Consider the following 16,307-nt stretch of genomic DNA (forward strand, 5'->3'; position numbering starts at 1 on the left):
CTGCCCCCTGGTGATCCGGTGTCCGGTGGCCTGCTCCGACGGCGGCGGTCGGTGCCAGGAGGATCAAGGGCATCGAGTTTCGGTTGCTGGACATCGAGAACGGGATGGCGAAGCCCCACCGTGCCTGCACGGTGGGGCTGTTGCTCTGCCGGCTCGCGCGGCTCAGACGCTGCCGAAGCCTCCGCCCCGGACACCCGCGACGAAGGCGCTGAACGCGGCGGCGGGGACGGTGAGGGCCGGGCCGCTCACGTTCTTGGAGTCGCGGACGGGGACGATGCCGTGCGGGGCGGCGAGGTTGGTGGCGACCTCGACGCACTGGCCGCCGTTTTCGCTGTAGGAGGACGTGAACCAACGGGGGGTCTCGGTTGTCACGGGGTGCCCTTTCGCAACTGCCTGAACATGTCAACGGACGCGGCCTGGGAGGGAGCGAGCGCCTGCATCTGATGGTAGGCCGTCAGATGCTGCACCACCGAGCCACTTTCACGCTCCAGATAGCCCTGCTGCGCCGACTCCGCGTACGACATGAGCGAGCGGTCGGGCATGGTCAGGATGTAGAGCGGCAGACTGAAGGGGCGGTGCTCTCCCATGGTGAACGGCACGACCTGGATCATGGTGTTGGGCTGCTCGGCGAAGTCGATGAGCCGGTCCGTCTGCGCCTTCATGACCTCCGGCCCGCCGACCGGTCGGCGCAGGCAGCGTCCGTCAGGGACGGCGACGCCTGCGTGCTGTACGACCGGCATCCGGCCGCGCACTCCTGGGACGTGACGGATCCCCTCGCCGATCTGATGGCGGACCGGATCCGGGAGGAGGTGCGGCGGGAGCGCGAGGGCGGCGGGGCCGGCGGGGAGGGTGCCCGGGGCGGCGCCTAACGCCGCTTGCGGCCGACGGCGTTGCGCAGGCCGCCGGTGAGCGTGCCGACGCCGGTGCGCAGGCCGATGAGTCGAGGGTGCTGCCCACGCCGCGAGCAGCCCGCCTGAACGCCCTCGCCAGGCGCTCGTCCATCGTGCCCCCGTCCCCCTCGGTCGTGCGCGTCTTCGCGGACGACGCCTCTGCCACGGTCGGGGTTGCCGGGCCGGGGCGGTTAGCGGCGGTGCTTCGACTCGACCCGTCCGAACGCCTCCGGGCCCGTCGCGTGCGCCTCGACGGCCGTCCGCCACGCGGCGTCGTCGGCGTACAGCACGCTGCGCAGGTAGGCCGAGGCGAGGTGGGCGAGGGCGGCGACGCGTGCGGGGTTCTCGTCGGTCGTCTCGGCGACGTCGTATCCGGAGATCCCGCCGAGGCCGTGTTCCGCTTCGAAGAGGGTGAGCAGGGTCTTCGGGCCGGGGGCGAGGACGTACGGGTCGGCGTGCCACTCCGGGCCCATGACCGTCAGATGGCCGGACTGGTCCTTCTCGCCCGCGACCACGAGTGCGGGCGTCGCCATCCGGGAGAAGTCCGTGGTGGTGAGGAACGGCAGCGCCTCCGCCATGGACGGGGTGATCGCGTCGCCGCCCCGGCCGGGCCCGGCCAGCACCACCCCCGCCTTGATCCGGGGATCGGCCAGGTCCACCTCCGTACCGTCGGCCGGATCGGTGAGGCGCGCGCCCAGCAGGAGGCTCGCCGTGTGGGCGCCCATCGAGTGACCGGCGACGGCGATCCGGTCCGGGTCCAGGCGGCCGGCGAGTCCGGGGACTCCCGCCTCGATCTCGTCGAACCGGTCGATGAGGCGGGACACGTCCTCGGCGCGGGAGCGCCAGTGCATGGGCGCGCCGGGGGTCTCGGGCGGCAGGTCGAGCGTCGTCGAGCTGAGATGGGTCGGCTGGATCACGGCGAACCCGTGCGCTGCCCAGAAGGCGACGAGGGGAGCGTATCCGTTGAGCGAGGAGAGGTTGTTCGAGAAGCCCTGGCCGTGCGAGAGCAGGATGACCGGCAGCCGGTTCCCGTCCCCGGGCGCCTCGGTGCCGGCCGCGGGCAGCGGCAGGGAAACGCGGAACTCCAGGTCCACGGCGCGGTCGGGGGTGGGCAGCGCCAGCGGGGCGACGGACAGGACGGGGGAGGCGGGGCGCCCGAAGGTGTCGGTCGTGCGAGGTGCGGAGGTACGGGAGGTACGCATGGGGAAGCCCTTCCGGGAGGCCCCTGCCGCGGATCCGAAGGGTGGCAGGGCAGGGGAGTGGAAACGTCCGGCTTCGGCTAAAGTGAAGCGGAGCGTTGTTCCATTTACGATACGGAGCGCTGTTCCGCTTTGTCAACGGCGATGTCCGGCGACGGATTCCCGCGGTGGTTTCCCGGGGTGGCGGACCAGGTGAGGAGAGGGGTGCGCGGTGGCTGCCGCCGATGAAGCCGGAGGGGCGTCCGCCCGGCCGAAGCGGGCCGACGCGGTGCGCAATCAGCAGACGCTGCTCGCCGCCGCCGCGGAGGTCTTCGTGGCCTCGGGGGTCGACGCGCCGATCCGCGAGATCGCCAAGCGGGCCGGGGTCGGTATGGGAACGATCTACCGGCACTTCCCGACCCGGGCGGACCTGGTGGTAGCCGTCTACCGCCACCAGGTCGAGGCCTGCGCCGAGGCCGGGCCTGTTCTGCTGGCCGAGGAGGAGTCCCCGTTCGCCGCGCTGGAGCGGTGGGTGGACCTCTTCGTCGACTTCCTGGTCACGAAGCATGGGCTCGCCGACGCGCTGCGCTCGGACAGCGGCGGCTTCGAGGTGCTGCACGCCTACTTCCTCGACCGCCTGGTGCCCGTCTGCGGGCAGCTGCTCGACGCGGCGGTCGGCGCCGGAGAGGCCCGGCCCGGCATCGAGCCCTATGAGCTGATGCGCGGGGTCGGGAATCTGTGCGTGGGGCGGGACGGCGACCCGCGTTACGATCCGCGGCGGCTGGTGGACCTGCTGCTGCGCGGTCTGCGGGAGGTGCGGTCGTCCTGAGGTGAGGGCGGCCGGGTCCGGCAGGTGGGCGGCCCGGGTGTTCGATCCGGGCCGGGCCGGCGCTCAGTTCAGGCAGAACTCGTTGCCCTCGGGGTCCGTCATGACGATCCAGCTTCCGCCCTGTTCGTCGACCGTGCGCAGCGCCCGCGCGCCCAGCGCCGTCAGCCGTTGCGCCTCCGCGTCGCGCTGCCCCGGGGCGGAGTGCACGTCGATGTGGATGCGGTTCTTCACCGTCTTCGGCTCCGGTACCCGCTGGAACAGCAGCCGCCGCCCCTGCCCCGTACCGCTGACCTCGTCGTACGGGTCGTCCGGGTGCCGGGCCGCCGCCAGGTCGAGCCAGGCGCGGCGGCCGTGGGCATGGGTCGTGATGGCCTCGGGTACGGCTCCGGCCGCGAGCAGCTGCTCGACCAGCGGGCTGTTGTCCTCGACGGCGTAGCCCAGGGCCTCCGCCCAGAATCCGGCCTGGGCGTGCGGGTCGGCGCTGTCGATCACGAGCTTCCAGGGCAGTGGCCGTGTCTGCGTCATGGAAACCGTTTATAGTGGTTACATGGGCGGAAGGGCAACCAACACGCCGGGGCTGTTGCTGCGGCACCCGGACGGCAGTTCGTTCCGGTTCGATCCGGGCGCGCTCTGTCTGGAGCTGCTGCCGACCGGTGGGCCCGGCCCGCTGTCGTACTTCGAGGTGCTGCACGAGCCGGCCGACCTGGTGCGCTGGGCGGAGGAGAGCCGGCTGCCGGGCGGGCTCGGCGGCGGATCCGGTGAAGGTGAGGGGCTCGTCGTGAGCGCGGCGGAGGTGGCGGACGCGCGGGCGCTGCGTGATGCGCTCTGGCGGATCACGGAGAGCTGGGTGCGGGAAGCGCCTCCGGCCCCGGACGACCTCGCCACCCTCAACGACGCGGCGGCCCGGCCGTCGCTGACGTCCCGGCTGACCGTGGGCGGTGAGCGGTCGTGGACGCCGGGCGGCACCGGTACCGAGCTGCTGTCCACCGTCGCCCGCGATGCGGTCGACCTGTTCACCGGGGCGTACGCCCACCGGATCCGCGCCTGCGGCGCGCACGACTGCGCTCTGCTGTTCGTGGACACCTCCCGCCCCGGCAAGCGCCGCTGGTGCTCGATGGAGCGCTGCGGCAACCGGCACAAGGTCCGCGCCCACCGTGCCCGGCTCACCGTCTCCGACGGGGAAGCCGTCGACTGACCCGCACCGACAGACGCACCGGCAGGCGAGGGGTGTCCGCCGTGCCGGCCGGACTCACACAGGCCCCGACAGCTCCGATGACCGGAGCGTGCTGCCCTTCCCCCAGGAACGCCTGGCGAGCGCCGGGGAGCGGCTTACGCACTGGAAGAGGGTGCTGGACCGGATCGAGGCCGCGCTGACCTGAGGCATTTTGGCTATGCCGCGCCCGCGTCCGGGGGAGGGGCGGGGCAGGCGGGGCATGTGTGCCCGTCGATCGCGGCCAGCAGACGCGTCGCCGCCGCGCGCAGGGCCTGCGCGGGGGAGGGAACCCCGGGCCCGGGTGTGTCGGGCGGGCCGGCTGTGCGGCGTGCCTCGCGCGTATCCACCACCGCGGCGGCCAGCCGGACGGCCGTGCCGCGCCCCTCGGCCACCGCCTCGTGCGCGCCGCGGGTCCACGCCGGGTGCTCGGGGTTTCCGGCGGCCAGGATCGTGGCGAGCAGGTCCAGAACGCCCGCCCGGTCCCGGACCGTGTCCGTCGCCGCCAGCTCCCAGAGGAACGGCACCGTCGCCGCCGTCGAGTCGAAGACGGGCGGGGTTCCGATCCACCGCTCCAGGTCGTTCAGCGCCTCGTCCGAGGACGGCCTATCGCCCCAGGCGATCCGCGACAGCACCCCGGGAACCTGGGACGCGGAGCCGTACGCATGCTGCAGCTCGTGCCACCGCACGTTCCTCATGGCTCCCAGGACAGTCCCCATCCGGGCACTCAATCAGCCTTTACCGGCGGCGTCCACCGATGCCGGAGAACCGTTCCGCGGACCGGCCCCCGGACCCTTCCGCGGCCCGGCCCGCTCCGTGGAGCCGGCGCAGATACGCGTGTACGGAGCGGGCGTCGTCCGCCGGGGCGGACAGCCCCAGATGGTGGTCGGGTCGGACGACCACGACGGTGCTCGTGTCCGTACCCTCGGAGGCTCCCCTGCCGTACGCGGCGGCGGCGTGGCCCTCGTCGTCGACGACCGCCGCTCCCGAGCCCGAGGTCGCGCGGTCCTCGTGCGCCGCGTACACGCGGCAGGTCCGCACCCCGGACTCGCCGTACGAGGCCGCCACCTCGTCCAGGACCGCCGCGCTGCCCGGGCCGAAACCGAGGACGGTGGTGCGGGTGCCGGCGAAGACGCGGTGGAGGCGGGTGCGGGCCCCGGTGCCGGCGTCCACGCACGGGGCGTCGGGGGCCCGGTCGCCGGGCTGCGGGGCGTCCGGCGCGACGTCGTCGGCGGCCTGCGGGGCGTCGGCGTGGCCCCGGGCCAGGGAGCTCCAGCGGTAGCCGACGCCCAGGCCCGTCATGTCCGGGGTGATCGCCGCGTCCAGGCCGCCGCCGGGCCGGCGGATCGCCTCCAGCGTGGCCCTCAGCCGCTCCGAGGTGAGGTCCAGGGTCCGGGCGGCCACGGGAAGCCGCTCCTCCTCGTACGTGTCCAGCAGCTCCGCGCCCGCGTGACCGGCGAGCACCAGACCCAGCTTCCAGCCCAGGTTGAACGCGTCCTGAATGCCGGTGTTCATGCCGAGGCCGCCCGCGACGGCGTGGACGTGCGCCGCGTCGCCCGCGAGGAAGACCCGCCCGGCACGGAAACGGTCCGCCATGCGCACGTTGACCCGGTACGTCGACAGCAGCTCGGCCCGCGTCAGGGCCCGGCCGGGCAGCGCGGTGTGGCGGGCGAGCAGCCGCCGGAACCCGTCGGCGCTGGGCGCGAGCGGCCGGCCCCGCCCGTCCCGCTCCGGCCCGGCCTGGAACCACCAGCCCGTCCGCGTACCGGGGATCGGACAGAGCATGACAGCGCCGTCCTCGTCGAACCACTGGTGCCAGCGGGTACGGTCCAGGGCGCCGTCGGCCAGGTCGACATCGCCGCAGACCATCACCTGGTCCTCGGCGGTGGTCCCCTCGAACCCGATCCCGAGCAGCTTCCGTACGGCGCTGTGGGCGCCGTCGCACCCGACGACGTACCGCGCGCGTTCCGTCCGGCCCTCCGCGAACGTCACGTCCACGTGCCGCCCGCCGGGCCCCTCCGTCAGTCCCGTGGCCTCGCGGCCCAGCTCGACGCGGACGCCGTACCCGGCCAGCCGGTCGCGGAGGATCTCCTCCAGCCGCCACTGGGCGATCAGCCGGCCCCGGCCGTAGGGGGCGTCCGGGGACGGTGCGCAGTGCGCCCACGGATCGGTCTCCGCGACCGGGAGGCGGTCGCGGTACTTCAGCATCGGCAGCGGGGCCGAACCGGCGGCGAGCACCTCCTCGGCCACCCCGAGGCCGTCCAGGATCTCCAGGGACCGGGCGTTGGGTCCCTTGGCGCGCGAGGTGCGAGGAGGCACGGGGGACCGGTCCACGATCCGTACGGCGGCCCCGCGCCGGGCCAGATCGCAGGCCAGTACCAGCCCGGTGGGTCCCGCTCCCACGATGAGTACGTCGGTCATGCCCATGCCTCTCCTTCGGTCACGCTTCCGGTCGCCCGTGACCAGAGAAACGTAACCAAGTAAGAAAAGCAACTAGGTAATCTTTTGTTGAGCGGGGTTCGGGGTCGCGGTCGCCGGGGCTGCGGCCGCCGTCGCCAGCAGCTCCGCCGCCAGCGCCCGGTTGCGCCGTGCGGTGCGCAGCGCGTCCCAGGTCAGCAGCGCCAGGGCGAGCCAGACGAGGGCGAACCCGGCCCACCGCTCGGGCGGCATCGCCTCGTGGAAGTACAGGACGCCCAGACCGAACTGGAAGACCGGAGCCAGGTACTGGAGGAGCCCCAGCGTGGACAGCGGCACACGGATCGCCGCCGCGCCGAAGCAGATCAGCGGGAGCGCGGTGACGATGCCCGTCGCGGCGAGCAGGAACCCGTGCCCCGCGCCCCCGGCCGTGAACGTCGACCCGCCGGTCGCGGCCAGCCAGAGCAGGAAGCCGAGCGCGGGCACGAAGAGCACGGCGGTCTCGGCGGCCAGGGACTCCAGACCGCCCATGTTCACCTTCTTCTTCACCAGGCCGTACGTGGCGAAGGAGAACGCCAGCACCAGCGAGACCCAGGGCGGCTTGCCGTACCCGATCGCCAGGACGAGGACGGCGGCCGCACTGGTGGCCACCGCGACCCACTGGGCGGGCCGCAGCCGCTCGCCCAGCAGCAGGACGCCCAGGGCGATGGTGACCAGCGGATTGATGAAGTAGCCGAGCGAGGCCTCGACGACGTGCCCGTTGTTCACGGCCCAGATGTACAGGCCCCAGTTGACGGAGATCGTCGCCGCCGCCACCGATATCAGGCCCAGCTTGCGCCGGTCGCGGACCAGCTCGCCGATCCAGGCCCAGCGGCGGACGGCCAGCAGGGCGACGGCGACGACGCCCAGCGACCAGACCATCCGGTGGGCGAGGATCTCGATCGCCCCGGAGGGTTCGAGCAGCGGCCAGAACAGCGGGACCAGGCCCCACATCCCGTACGCGCCGATTCCGTACAGCAGGCCCGCCCGCTGCTCGTTCTTGCCCTCCACGTGTGCCCTCCCGGCCTGCCCGCGCGCGCCGGCCGTATCCGGCCGACGGCACGACGGTAGCGCCGGAAGGGCTTCGTGTCATAGCCGTCTCACGGAAACGCTCATGACAGTGCCGCGTGTGAGGTCTGAGGGGGCGCGTCGCGGCTCAGGCGGCGGAGAGGGCGGCGCGCACGGTCTCGGCGAGGGGTGTGGTCGGACGGCCGATGAGCCGGGCGAGGTCGCCGCTCGTCCCCGCGAGGCGCCCGCGCTCGATCGCCTCGTCGACGTCGACGAGGATCGCGGCGAAGCCCTCGGGCAGCCCCGCGCCGACCAGGATCTCCTGGTGCGCGGCGGCCGGGACGTTGTTGTACGCGATCGTCTCGCCGGTCAGCTCGGAGATCACCGCAGCGTACTCGGCGAGCGACCAGGCGGTGTCGCCGCTCAGCTCGTAGGCCGTGTTCAGGTGGCCGTCGCCGGTCAGGACGGCGGCCGCGGCGGCGGCGTAGTCGGCCCGGGTGGCGGAGGCGACGCGGCCCTCGCCCGCGTTGGCCACGACCGCGCGGTGCTCCAGGACCGGGGCCAGGTTGGCGGTGTAGTTCTCCGTGTACCAGCCGTTGCGCAGGAAGGTGTACGGCAGCCCGGAGTCGAGGATCAGCTGCTCGGTGGCTTTGTGCTCGTCGGCCAGGGCGAAGTCCGCGTCCGGTCCGCCGAGGATGCCGGTGTACGCGAGCTGGGCGACGCCCGCCGCCCTGGCCGCGTCGATGACCGCGGCGTGCTGCGCCACCCGCCGGCCCACCTCGCTGCCGGAGATCAGCAGCACCCGGTCGCCGGACCGGAAGGCTCCGGCGAGGGTCTCGGGGGCGCTGTAGTCCGCGATGCGCAGCTCCACGCCCCGGGCGGCCAGTGCGGCGGCCTTCTCCTTGTCGCGCACGACCGCGACGACCTCGCCGGCCGGGACCGTGGCCAGCAGGGCGTCGACGACGAGGCGGCCGAGTGCGCCAGTGGCTCCGGTGACAACGATGCTCATGGGGGGCTCCGATTTCGATCAGCTGGTGCGTTTCCGCGCTTCTGACACCATCCTAGGGGAAGCGCTAACTCTGAGAAAGTACCCACTTTGAAGTAAGGTACTGGCATGGCAGTGAGTGACGTGCGTGCAGCGGGTGGGGTGAGCGCGGTGGGGGCGGTGAGCAGGGTCGGGGGCGGCAAGCAGCCCATGTGCCCGTCCCGGCTGATCCTGGAGCATGTGACGAGCCGCTGGGGCGTGCTCGTTCTGGTGGCGCTGCTGGAGCGCTCGTACCGCTTCAGCGAACTGCGCCGCGAGGTGGGCGGCGTCAGCGAGAAGATGCTGGCCCAGACCCTTCAGACGCTTGAGCGCGACGGTTTCGTCCACCGGGACGCGAAGCCGGTGATCCCGCCGCGGGTGGACTACACGCTCACGCCGCTCGGTAACGAGGCCGCCGAACAGGTGCGGGCCCTCGCCCGCTGGACCGAACGCCAGGTGGACGCGGTGCGGGCGGCACGCGAGGCATACGACGGGGCCCGGGCCCGATCCTGCGGGGATCGGGCCCGGGCCCCGGGCGGTGTGCCGATGGGCTGACGGCGCCGGCTCAGCCGATGACCGTCCAGGTGTCGTTGCCCGCGAGGAGCGAGCCGAGGTCGCCCTTGCCGTCGCGATCGACGGCGGCGTCCAGCTGGTCCGACATCAGAGTGTCGTAGACGGGCCGCTCGACACTGCGCAGCACCCCGATCGGGGTGTGGTGCAGCGTGTCCGCGTCGGCGAGCCGGGACAGCGCGAACGCCGTCGTGGGCGATTGCGCGTGGGCGTCGTGGACGAGGACCTGTGAGCGGTTCTCCTCAGTGACGGCCACGACCTGGAGGTCGCCGGTGGCCGGATCGCGGACGACGCCCTTGGGCTCCTGGGAGCCGAAGAGGATCGGCTGCCCGTGTTCGAGGCGGATCACGGCCTCGGCGGCCTGTTCCTTGTCCTTCAGGACCTCGAAAGCGCCGTCGTTGAAGATGTTGCAGTTCTGGTAGATCTCCACCAGCGCCGTGCCGGAGTGCTCGGCGGCCGCGCGCAGCACGCTCGTGAGGTGCTTGCGGTCGGAGTCGACCGTCCGCGCCACGAACGTCGCCTCCGCGCCGATGGCCAGCGACACCGGGTTGAAGGGAGCGTCGAGCGACCCCATCGGCGTCGACTTGGTGATCTTGCCCAGCTCGGAGGTCGGGCTGTACTGGCCCTTCGTCAGCCCGTAGATCCGGTTGTTGAACAGCAGGATCTTGAGGTTGACGTTGCGGCGCAGGGCGTGGATGAGGTGGTTGCCGCCGATGGAGAGCGCGTCGCCGTCACCGGTGACCACCCACACCGACAGATCCCGGCGGGAGGTGGCGAGCCCGGTCGCGATGGACGGGGCCCGGCCGTGGATGGAGTGCATCCCGTACGTGTTCATGTAGTACGGGAAGCGGGAGGAGCAGCCGATGCCGGAGACGAAGGTGATGTTCTCCTTCGCCAGCCCCAGCTCCGGCATGAAGCCCTGGACGGCGGCGAGGACCGCGTAGTCGCCGCAGCCGGGGCACCAGCGCACTTCCTGGTCCGACTTGAAGTCCTTCATGGACTGCTTCGCCTCGGCCTTCGGCACCAGCTGCAGCAGTTCGTTGTGCCGCAGTTCGTCGGTGTCAGGCATCGATGGCCTCCTTGAGGGCCGTGGCGAGCTGCTCGGCCTTGAACGGCATTCCGTTGACCTGGTTGTAGCTGTGGGCGTCGACCAGATACTTCGCCCGCAGCAGCATCGCGAGCTGGCCGAGGTTCATCTCCGGCACGACGACCTTGTCGTAGCGCTTCAGTACCTCGCCGAGATTCTTCGGGAAGGGGTTGAGATGGCGCAGGTGGGCCTGGGCGATGGGCGCCCCCGCGGCGCGCAGGCGGCGTACGGCGGCGGTGATCGGCCCGTACGTCGACCCCCAGCCGAGCACCAGCGTCGCCGCCCCGGCCGGGTCGTCGACCTCGAGGTCGGGAACCTCGATGCCGTCGACCTTGGCCTGGCGCGTGCGGACCATGAAGTCGTGGTTGGCCGGGTCGTAGGAGATGTTGCCGGTGCCGTCCTGCTTCTCGATCCCGCCGATGCGGTGCTCCAGGCCGGCCGTCCCGGGGACCGCCCAGGGGCGGGCCAGGGTCTGCGGGTCGCGCTTGTAGGGCCAGAAGACCTCGGTGCCGTCGGCCAGGGCGTGGTTCGGCCCGGTGGCGAACGGCGTCTTGAGGTCGGGCAGCGAGTCCGTCTCCGGGATGCGCCAGGGCTCGGAGCCGTTGGCCAGATAGCCGTCGGAGAGCAGGAAGACCGGCGTCCGGTACGTCAGGGCGATCCGGGCCGCGTCGATCGCGGCGTCGAAGCAGTCCGCCGGGGTCTGCGGGGCCACGATCGGAACCGGGGCCTCACCGTTCCTGCCGTACATCGCCTGGAGCAGGTCGGCCTGCTCGGTCTTGGTCGGCAGCCCGGTCGACGGACCGCCGCGCTGGATGTCGATGATCAGCAGCGGCAGCTCCAGGGAGACCGCGAGCCCGATCGTCTCCGACTTCAGCGCCACACCGGGGCCGGACGTCGTCGTGACGCCCAGCGCCCCGCCGAACGCGGCTCCCAGCGCCGCCCCGATCCCGGCGATCTCGTCCTCGGCCTGGAAGGTCCGCACACCGAAGTTCTTGTGCCGGGACAGCTCGTGCAGGATGTCCGAGGCCGGGGTGATCGGATACGAGCCCAGGTAGAGCGGCAGGTCCGCCAGCTGCCCGGCGGCGATCAGGCCGTAGGACAGGGCGAGGTTCCCCGAGATGTTGCGGTAGGTGCCGGTGGGGAAGGCCTGTGATGCCGGGGCGACCTCGTAGGAGACCGCGAAGTCCTCCGTCGTCTCGCCGAAATTCCACCCGGCCCGGAAGGCCGCGACATTCGCCTCGGCGATCTCCGGCTTCTTCGCGAACTTGGCCCGCAGGAACGCCTCGGTCCCCTCGGTCGGCCGGTGGTACATCCACGACAGCAGCCCGAGCGCGAACATGTTCTTGGACCGCTCGGCCTCCTTGCGGGGGAGCCCGAACTCCTTCAGCGCTTCCAGCGTCAACGTCGTCAGCGGCACCGGGTGGACGTTGTAGGCCTCCAGCGAACCGTCCTCCAGCGGACTGGTCGCATACCCCACCTTCGCCATCGGCCGCTTCGTGAACTCGTCGGTGTTCACGATGATTTCCGCGCCGCGCGGTACGTCGTCGATGTTCGCCTTCAGCGCGGCGGGATTCATCGCGACCAGGACGTTGGGGGCGTCGCCCGGAGTAAGAATGTCATGATCGGCAAAGTGGAGCTGAAAGGAGGAGACCCCCGGCAGCGTGCCTGCGGGGGCGCGGATCTCTGCCGGGAAGTTCGGCAGGGTGGAGAGATCGTTGCCGAAGGAAGCGGTCTCCGAGGTGAACCGGTCACCCGTGAGTTGCATACCGTCACCCGAGTCGCCCGCGAATCGGATGATCACCCGGTCCAGGCGGCGGACTTCCTTCCCGTCGCCGCCCGTGGTTCCCGTCGTACCTGACAGGGGCGCTCGCTGGCCCCCGAGGACGGCGTCGTTGGCCTCATCGGCCTTCTCTGCCGCACTACTGACCTGGCTCGTCACTGAACTGGACCTCCCTTGGGGCGGCGGTTCGGAACCGTCCGGCGGCCGGCGGATCCCGGAGGCCACCCTACGTCTGCGTAGGTTGCCCTCCAGAAACCGATCATATGGTGGACGCTGTTTTGAGACACCCTTTTAGTAAGGCTTGTCATGCTATGCCGACCCTCGATCGTGGGATGGAGATGCCTGCCCTCTGGGCCTTTGGCCCTAGGTCCCTCACCTTCTCCGCCCCCACCCGGGGCGCCTTCGGGCACTTCTTCGACTGCTCAATATCTGGCAGAGTGTCAGGTCTCTAGGAGTTCAGGTAGGTCAGCACGGCGAGGACGCGCCGGTGGTCGCCGTCGCTGGGTGAGAGCCCCAGCTTCAGAAAGATGTTGCTGACGTGCTTCTCGACCGCCCCGTCGCTCACCACGAGCTGCCGGGCGATGGCGGAGTTCGTCCGGCCCTCGGCCATCAGACCGAGGACCTCCCGCTCGCGCGGCGTCAGCCCGGCCAGCACATCCTGCTTGCGGCTGCGGCCCAGCAGCTGCGCCACCACTTCCGGGTCCAGCGCCGTCCCGCCCTGCGCCACCCGGACGACCGCGTCCACGAACTCGCGGACCTCGGCCACCCGGTCCTTCAGCAGATACCCCACCCCGCGGCTGCTGCCTGCCAGCAGCTCCGTGGCGTACTGCTCCTCCACGTACTGGGAGAGGACCAGCACCCCGATGCCCGGGTAGTCCTTCCGCAGCCGCACTGCCGCGCGCACTCCCTCGTCGGTGTGCGTCGGTGGCATCCGCACGTCGGCGACCACCACATCGGGAAGCGCCTGCTCGGCGTCGAGCTCCGCCACGGTCTTGAGCAGCGCCTCCGCGTCCCTGACCCCCGCGACCACGTCGTGCCCGAGATCGGTGAGCAGCCGGGTGAGCCCCTCCCGGAGCAGGACCGAATCCTCGGCGATGACCACGCGCACCCTGTTCTCCACGTTCTCCACGACTGCGAGTCCCCCACTTTTCGAATATGCCGCGTTGCCCGCGGCCTCGCACGCCGACGCCCGACCCACCGTGCGCCGGGCCTCGACCGTCCCAGCATCCCAGGACCCGGACTCGGATGGGGGACCTGTGGATAACCCACGCGGACCGGTGAGGGGGAGAGGGCCGGGGAAGGGGATGGCAAGGGCAAGTGCAACGACAAGAAGAAGAGGGGAGAAGGAGAGGCAGGGGCGCAGCGGGAAAGGGGCCGGCCCGGTGGGAAGAGGGGGCCGGCCCCGGCAAGGAGCGAGGGAGGGACGAGGTCGCTCGTCCGGGTCAGCCGCGCCAGGGCAGCTCGGCTGTGACCGTCGTCGGGCCGCCGGTCGGGGAGTCGACCACCAGCACCCCGTCCACGGCGTCCAGCCGCTCCGCCAGTCCGGCCAGACCGCCGCCCGAGGCCGGCGACGCCCCACCCCGGCCGTTGTCCGTGACCTGGAGCATCAGCCGGTCGCCCGCCCGCCACACATCGACCGTGGCCCGGGTCGCCCGGGCGTGCTTGCTGATGTTCTGGAGCAGCTCCGAGACGGTGAAATACGCGATCCCCTCGATCGCCTGCGCCGGACGCGCGTCCAGGTCCACCTCGACGGTCACAGGCACGGTGCAGCGGGAGGCTATCGCCGAGAGCGCGGCGTCCAGGCCCCGGTCGGTGAGGACGGCGGGGTGGATGCCGCGGGCCAGGTCGCGCAGCTCCTGCAGGGCCACCTTCACCTCGCCATGCGCCTCGTCGACCATGCGGGCCGCGGCCTCGGGATCGTCGGCGAGCTTCTCCTTCGCCAGGCCCAGATCCATCGCGAGGGCGACCAGACGGGCCTGGGCGCCGTCGTGCAGGTCGCGTTCGATCCGGCGCAGGTCGGCGGCGGCGGTGTCCACCACCACGCCCCGGTCCGACTCCAGCTCGGAGACCCGGGTGGCCAGCCGGGAGGGCCCCAGCAGTCCGGTGACCATCAGGCGGTCCACCGTCAGCAGACCCCGCACGACCCAGGGCGCCGCCATCACCAGCACCAGTCCCACCGCCCCGGTCACCGCCAGCTCGGCGGGCGTGTTCAGATACTCCTCGTGGGTGCGGTCCCCGTACAACTGGATGCCGTCCTGCCCGGCGAACATCGGGAAGAACCAGAACCACAGCGGGTAGGTCAGCGCCGCCAGACCGTACGTCCAGAACGAGATCGCGACGACGAATGTGAACGTGGCCCACGGGAAGTGCAGCAGCGTGTACAGCAGGTGCCGCCAGGACGCCCCGCTCTTGAGCACCGCCCCCATCCAGGACATCGGGCCGCCGGTCTTCCCCCGTACCCGCTCCGGATCTGCCACCTCCACCCGCAGCAGCGCCCGCGCCCGGTGCCGCTCCAGCGTCCCGAAGCCCCGGCACACGGCGAGGCCGACGGCGAGGACCGGTATCCCGACGAAGGTGACCATCAGGCCCGCGCTCAACGACGTCATGGTGACCGCGAAGACGAACATCACCGTGCTGAGCGGGAAGCTCAGCAGCGCGTAGAGGAGCTCGCTCCAGGCACGGGCCTCCAGCGGCGCACGCAGCGGCGCGGGGAGGAAATGCCTCGTCCGGGTCTTCACCCCGAAGCCGGGGGCGGAACCCTCGTGCTTCCGGTCCCGCGTGTCCGGTCCGTATGCCGTGGCCATGAGTCCCGTCCGTTCCGTCTCTGTCTCAGTCTCTCAGTGGGCTGTCCGTGGGGTGTGCGCCGCCGTGGCGCCGGAGGCGGCCCGTGACCACGGACCGCTCTTCCCCCGTTCTCCCTCCAGGGTGCTGGCCGGCGGCCTTCCGCACCATGAGGTCCCTCTCCGTATCCGACCGGGGGTTTTCCCTACCCCCGGTCGGATACGGAGGTCATGCCGTCCGTGCGGTCACGCGTCCGTGCGGTCATGCCGTTTCATGCGGCCGCGACGGTCCGGTCGCGCCAGGGCAGCTCGGCGGTGACGGTCGTCGGCCCGCCCTCCGGCGAGTCCACGACGAACACCCCGTCGACCGCGTCGAGCCGCTCGGCGAGCCCGGCCAGCCCCGAACCGCCGTCCAACCGGGCCCCGCCCCCGCCGTCGTCCGTGACCTGGAGCATCAGCCGGTCCCCCGACCGCCACACGTCGACGGAGGCCGACCGCGCACCGCTGTGCTTGCTGATGTTCTGAAGGAGCTCCGAGACGGTGAAATACGCGATCCCCTCGATCGCCTCGGCCGGACGTCCCCGAAGCCCCACCGACACCTTGACCGGGACCGTGCAGCGGGAGGCGATGGCGGAGAGTGCGGCGTCCAGGCCCCGGTCGGTGAGGACGGCGGGGTGGATGCCGCGGGCCAGGTCGCGCAGCTCCTGCAGGGCCACCTTGATCTCGCCGTGGGCCTCGTCGACCATGCGGGCCGCGGCCTCGGGGTCGTCGGTGAGCTTCTCCTTCGCCAGGCCGAGCCCCATGGCGAGGGCGACCAGGCGGGCCTGGGCGCCGTCGTGCAGGTCGCGTTCGATCCGGCGCAGGTCGGCGGCGGCGGTGTCCACCACCACGCCCCGGTCCGACTCCAGCTCGGCGATACGCCGCTCCAACTCGTCCGACGGGGACAGCAGCCCGCGCACCATCGACCGGTCCACCGTCGTCAGCCCCCGCGCGATGAACGGCAGCACCGGCCACAGGACGAACAGGCTCACCACCGTCACCGCGAACGTCAGCACCCCCCACGGCAGTCGGACGAACCCGTACAACAACGCCCGCCAGCCCACCGGGTCCTTCAGCCCCGCCCAGAGCCGGACGAAGAACCCCTGGTCCCGGTGGCCGCGCCCCAGCGGACTCGGCTCCTCCACCCGCACGCCGAGCATCCACCGCGCCCGCCGCCGCTCCAGCCCGCCCAGCAGCCGAGAGCCCTGGAGCCCGCCGACCAGCAGCGGCAGACCGATCACGGTGAGGGACAGTCCGGCGCCCACGCTGATCACAACAACGCTGTAGACGAACCCGACGACGGCCACCGGCAGATTGGCGAGCAGATACGCGATCTCCCGCCAGGTCCACCGGTCGAGGGCGAAGCGGGCAGGCGGCAGCCGGTCGGGGTCCGGCAGGGAGGGGCTCATGGTCATACCCCCAGCCTGCCGGGCCCCACCCACGCACACCATGGGGCTC

Annotated in this window: 15 protein-coding genes and 1 pseudogene; 3 read left to right on the top strand and 13 right to left on the bottom strand. The window is 71.9% G+C overall.

All coding sequences use genetic code 11. From position 1 onward, the window contains the following. Positions 1 to 162: 162 nt before the first annotated feature. From RNL97_RS19625 to RNL97_RS19635, 3 genes and pseudogenes are all read right to left on the bottom strand, one after another. Positions 163 to 372, bottom strand: coding sequence for a DUF397 domain-containing protein (locus RNL97_RS19625; RefSeq protein ID WP_030578270.1), 210 nt, complete (start codon positions 370 to 372; stop codon positions 163 to 165). Continuing rightward, positions 369 to 710, bottom strand: a pseudogene (locus RNL97_RS19630) (Scr1 family TA system antitoxin-like transcriptional regulator); the annotation flags it as partial. The gene RNL97_RS19625 and the pseudogene RNL97_RS19630, both read right to left, overlap by 4 nt. Before the next feature lie 371 nt (positions 711 to 1,081). Next, complete coding sequence (locus RNL97_RS19635; RefSeq protein WP_313750997.1) at positions 1,082 to 2,092, bottom strand: alpha/beta hydrolase family protein; 1,011 nt, start codon at positions 2,090 to 2,092, stop codon at positions 1,082 to 1,084. A gap of 208 nt (positions 2,093 to 2,300) precedes the next feature. On the opposite strand from RNL97_RS19635, the gene RNL97_RS19640 reads away from it, so the two are divergent. Further along, positions 2,301 to 2,897, top strand: a complete 597-nt coding sequence (locus RNL97_RS19640) for a TetR/AcrR family transcriptional regulator (RefSeq protein ID WP_030578255.1) — start codon at positions 2,301 to 2,303, stop codon at positions 2,895 to 2,897. 63 nt (positions 2,898 to 2,960) lie between these two features. Here RNL97_RS19640 and RNL97_RS19645 read toward each other — a convergent pair whose 3' ends face one another. Further along, complete coding sequence (locus RNL97_RS19645) at positions 2,961 to 3,422, bottom strand: VOC family protein (protein WP_243314787.1); 462 nt, start codon at positions 3,420 to 3,422, stop codon at positions 2,961 to 2,963. A 22-nt stretch (positions 3,423 to 3,444) separates the two neighbouring features. Between RNL97_RS19645 and RNL97_RS19650 the strand changes: the two genes are divergently transcribed. Beyond that, positions 3,445 to 4,092, top strand: coding sequence for a CGNR zinc finger domain-containing protein (locus RNL97_RS19650; protein ID WP_032764980.1), 648 nt, complete (start codon positions 3,445 to 3,447; stop codon positions 4,090 to 4,092). Between the two features lie 194 nt (positions 4,093 to 4,286). Here RNL97_RS19650 and RNL97_RS19655 read toward each other — a convergent pair whose 3' ends face one another. From RNL97_RS19655 to RNL97_RS19670, 4 genes are all read right to left on the bottom strand, one after another. Continuing rightward, positions 4,287 to 4,826 (bottom strand): hypothetical protein, encoded by a 540-nt coding sequence (locus tag RNL97_RS19655; protein ID WP_313750998.1) that lies wholly within the window; start codon positions 4,824 to 4,826, stop codon positions 4,287 to 4,289. Positions 4,827 to 4,845: 19 nt separating this feature from the next. Beyond that, on the bottom strand, positions 4,846 to 6,534 hold the full coding sequence (locus tag RNL97_RS19660) for an FAD-dependent monooxygenase (protein ID WP_313750999.1): 1,689 nt from the start codon (positions 6,532 to 6,534) through the stop codon (positions 4,846 to 4,848). 66 nt (positions 6,535 to 6,600) lie between these two features. Further along, complete coding sequence (rarD, locus tag RNL97_RS19665; protein ID WP_030578240.1) at positions 6,601 to 7,572, bottom strand: EamA family transporter RarD; 972 nt, start codon at positions 7,570 to 7,572, stop codon at positions 6,601 to 6,603. A 145-nt stretch (positions 7,573 to 7,717) separates the two neighbouring features. Next, the gene (locus tag RNL97_RS19670) at positions 7,718 to 8,578 is read right to left on the bottom strand and encodes an SDR family oxidoreductase (RefSeq protein ID WP_243314791.1); all 861 of its coding nucleotides are present in this window, start codon (positions 8,576 to 8,578) and stop codon (positions 7,718 to 7,720) included. A gap of 105 nt (positions 8,579 to 8,683) precedes the next feature. Here RNL97_RS19670 and RNL97_RS19675 point away from each other — a divergent pair, with 105 nt between their 5' ends. Beyond that, positions 8,684 to 9,148, top strand: a complete 465-nt coding sequence (locus RNL97_RS19675; protein ID WP_050499949.1) for a winged helix-turn-helix transcriptional regulator — start codon at positions 8,684 to 8,686, stop codon at positions 9,146 to 9,148. Positions 9,149 to 9,158: 10 nt separating this feature from the next. Here the strand turns inward: RNL97_RS19675 and RNL97_RS19680 are convergent, their stop codons facing one another. The 5 genes from RNL97_RS19680 to RNL97_RS19700 all read right to left on the bottom strand — a co-directional run bounded on the left by RNL97_RS19680 (position 9,159) and on the right by RNL97_RS19700 (position 16,264). Then, positions 9,159 to 10,232, bottom strand: a complete 1,074-nt coding sequence (locus RNL97_RS19680; protein WP_030578231.1) for a 2-oxoacid:ferredoxin oxidoreductase subunit beta — start codon at positions 10,230 to 10,232, stop codon at positions 9,159 to 9,161. Further along, positions 10,225 to 12,189, bottom strand: a complete 1,965-nt coding sequence (locus RNL97_RS19685) for a 2-oxoacid:acceptor oxidoreductase subunit alpha (protein ID WP_010060861.1) — start codon at positions 12,187 to 12,189, stop codon at positions 10,225 to 10,227. The genes RNL97_RS19680 and RNL97_RS19685 overlap by 8 nt, the downstream gene beginning before the upstream one ends. A gap of 289 nt (positions 12,190 to 12,478) precedes the next feature. After that, positions 12,479 to 13,138 carry a response regulator transcription factor gene (locus RNL97_RS19690; protein ID WP_030578225.1) on the bottom strand — a complete coding sequence of 220 codons (660 nt, stop codon included), beginning with the start codon at positions 13,136 to 13,138 and terminating at the stop codon, positions 12,479 to 12,481. A 334-nt stretch (positions 13,139 to 13,472) separates the two neighbouring features. Then, a complete protein-coding gene (locus RNL97_RS19695) occupies positions 13,473 to 14,834 on the bottom strand; it encodes a sensor histidine kinase (protein ID WP_030578222.1) in 1,362 nt (453 codons plus the stop codon). A 248-nt stretch (positions 14,835 to 15,082) separates the two neighbouring features. Next, positions 15,083 to 16,264, bottom strand: coding sequence for a sensor histidine kinase (locus RNL97_RS19700; RefSeq protein ID WP_243314796.1), 1,182 nt, complete (start codon positions 16,262 to 16,264; stop codon positions 15,083 to 15,085). Positions 16,265 to 16,307: the final 43 nt, after the last annotated feature.

It is taken from the genome of Streptomyces parvus (assembly GCF_032121415.1).
Classification (GTDB): Bacteria; Actinomycetota; Actinomycetes; order Streptomycetales; family Streptomycetaceae; genus Streptomyces; species Streptomyces globisporus_A.

Coding starts and splice junctions, on each gene's coding strand:
- RNL97_RS19635 (WP_313750997.1), bottom strand. CDS start 2,092: ATGCGTACCTCCCGTACCTCCGCACCTCGCACGACCGACACCTTCGGG.
- RNL97_RS19645 (WP_243314787.1), bottom strand. CDS start 3,422: ATGACGCAGACACGGCCACTGCCCTGGAAGCTCGTGATCGACAGCGCC.
- RNL97_RS19650 (WP_032764980.1), top strand. CDS start 3,445: ATGGGCGGAAGGGCAACCAACACGCCGGGGCTGTTGCTGCGGCACCCG.
- RNL97_RS19655 (WP_313750998.1), bottom strand. CDS start 4,826: ATGGGGACTGTCCTGGGAGCCATGAGGAACGTGCGGTGGCACGAGCTG.
- RNL97_RS19660 (WP_313750999.1), bottom strand. CDS start 6,534: ATGGGCATGACCGACGTACTCATCGTGGGAGCGGGACCCACCGGGCTG.
- RNL97_RS19670 (WP_243314791.1), bottom strand. CDS start 8,578: ATGAGCATCGTTGTCACCGGAGCCACTGGCGCACTCGGCCGCCTCGTC.
- RNL97_RS19675 (WP_050499949.1), top strand. CDS start 8,684: ATGGCAGTGAGTGACGTGCGTGCAGCGGGTGGGGTGAGCGCGGTGGGG.
- RNL97_RS19680 (WP_030578231.1), bottom strand. CDS start 10,232: ATGCCTGACACCGACGAACTGCGGCACAACGAACTGCTGCAGCTGGTG.
- RNL97_RS19695 (WP_030578222.1), bottom strand. CDS start 14,834: ATGGCCACGGCATACGGACCGGACACGCGGGACCGGAAGCACGAGGGT.
- RNL97_RS19700 (WP_243314796.1), bottom strand. CDS start 16,264: ATGACCATGAGCCCCTCCCTGCCGGACCCCGACCGGCTGCCGCCTGCC.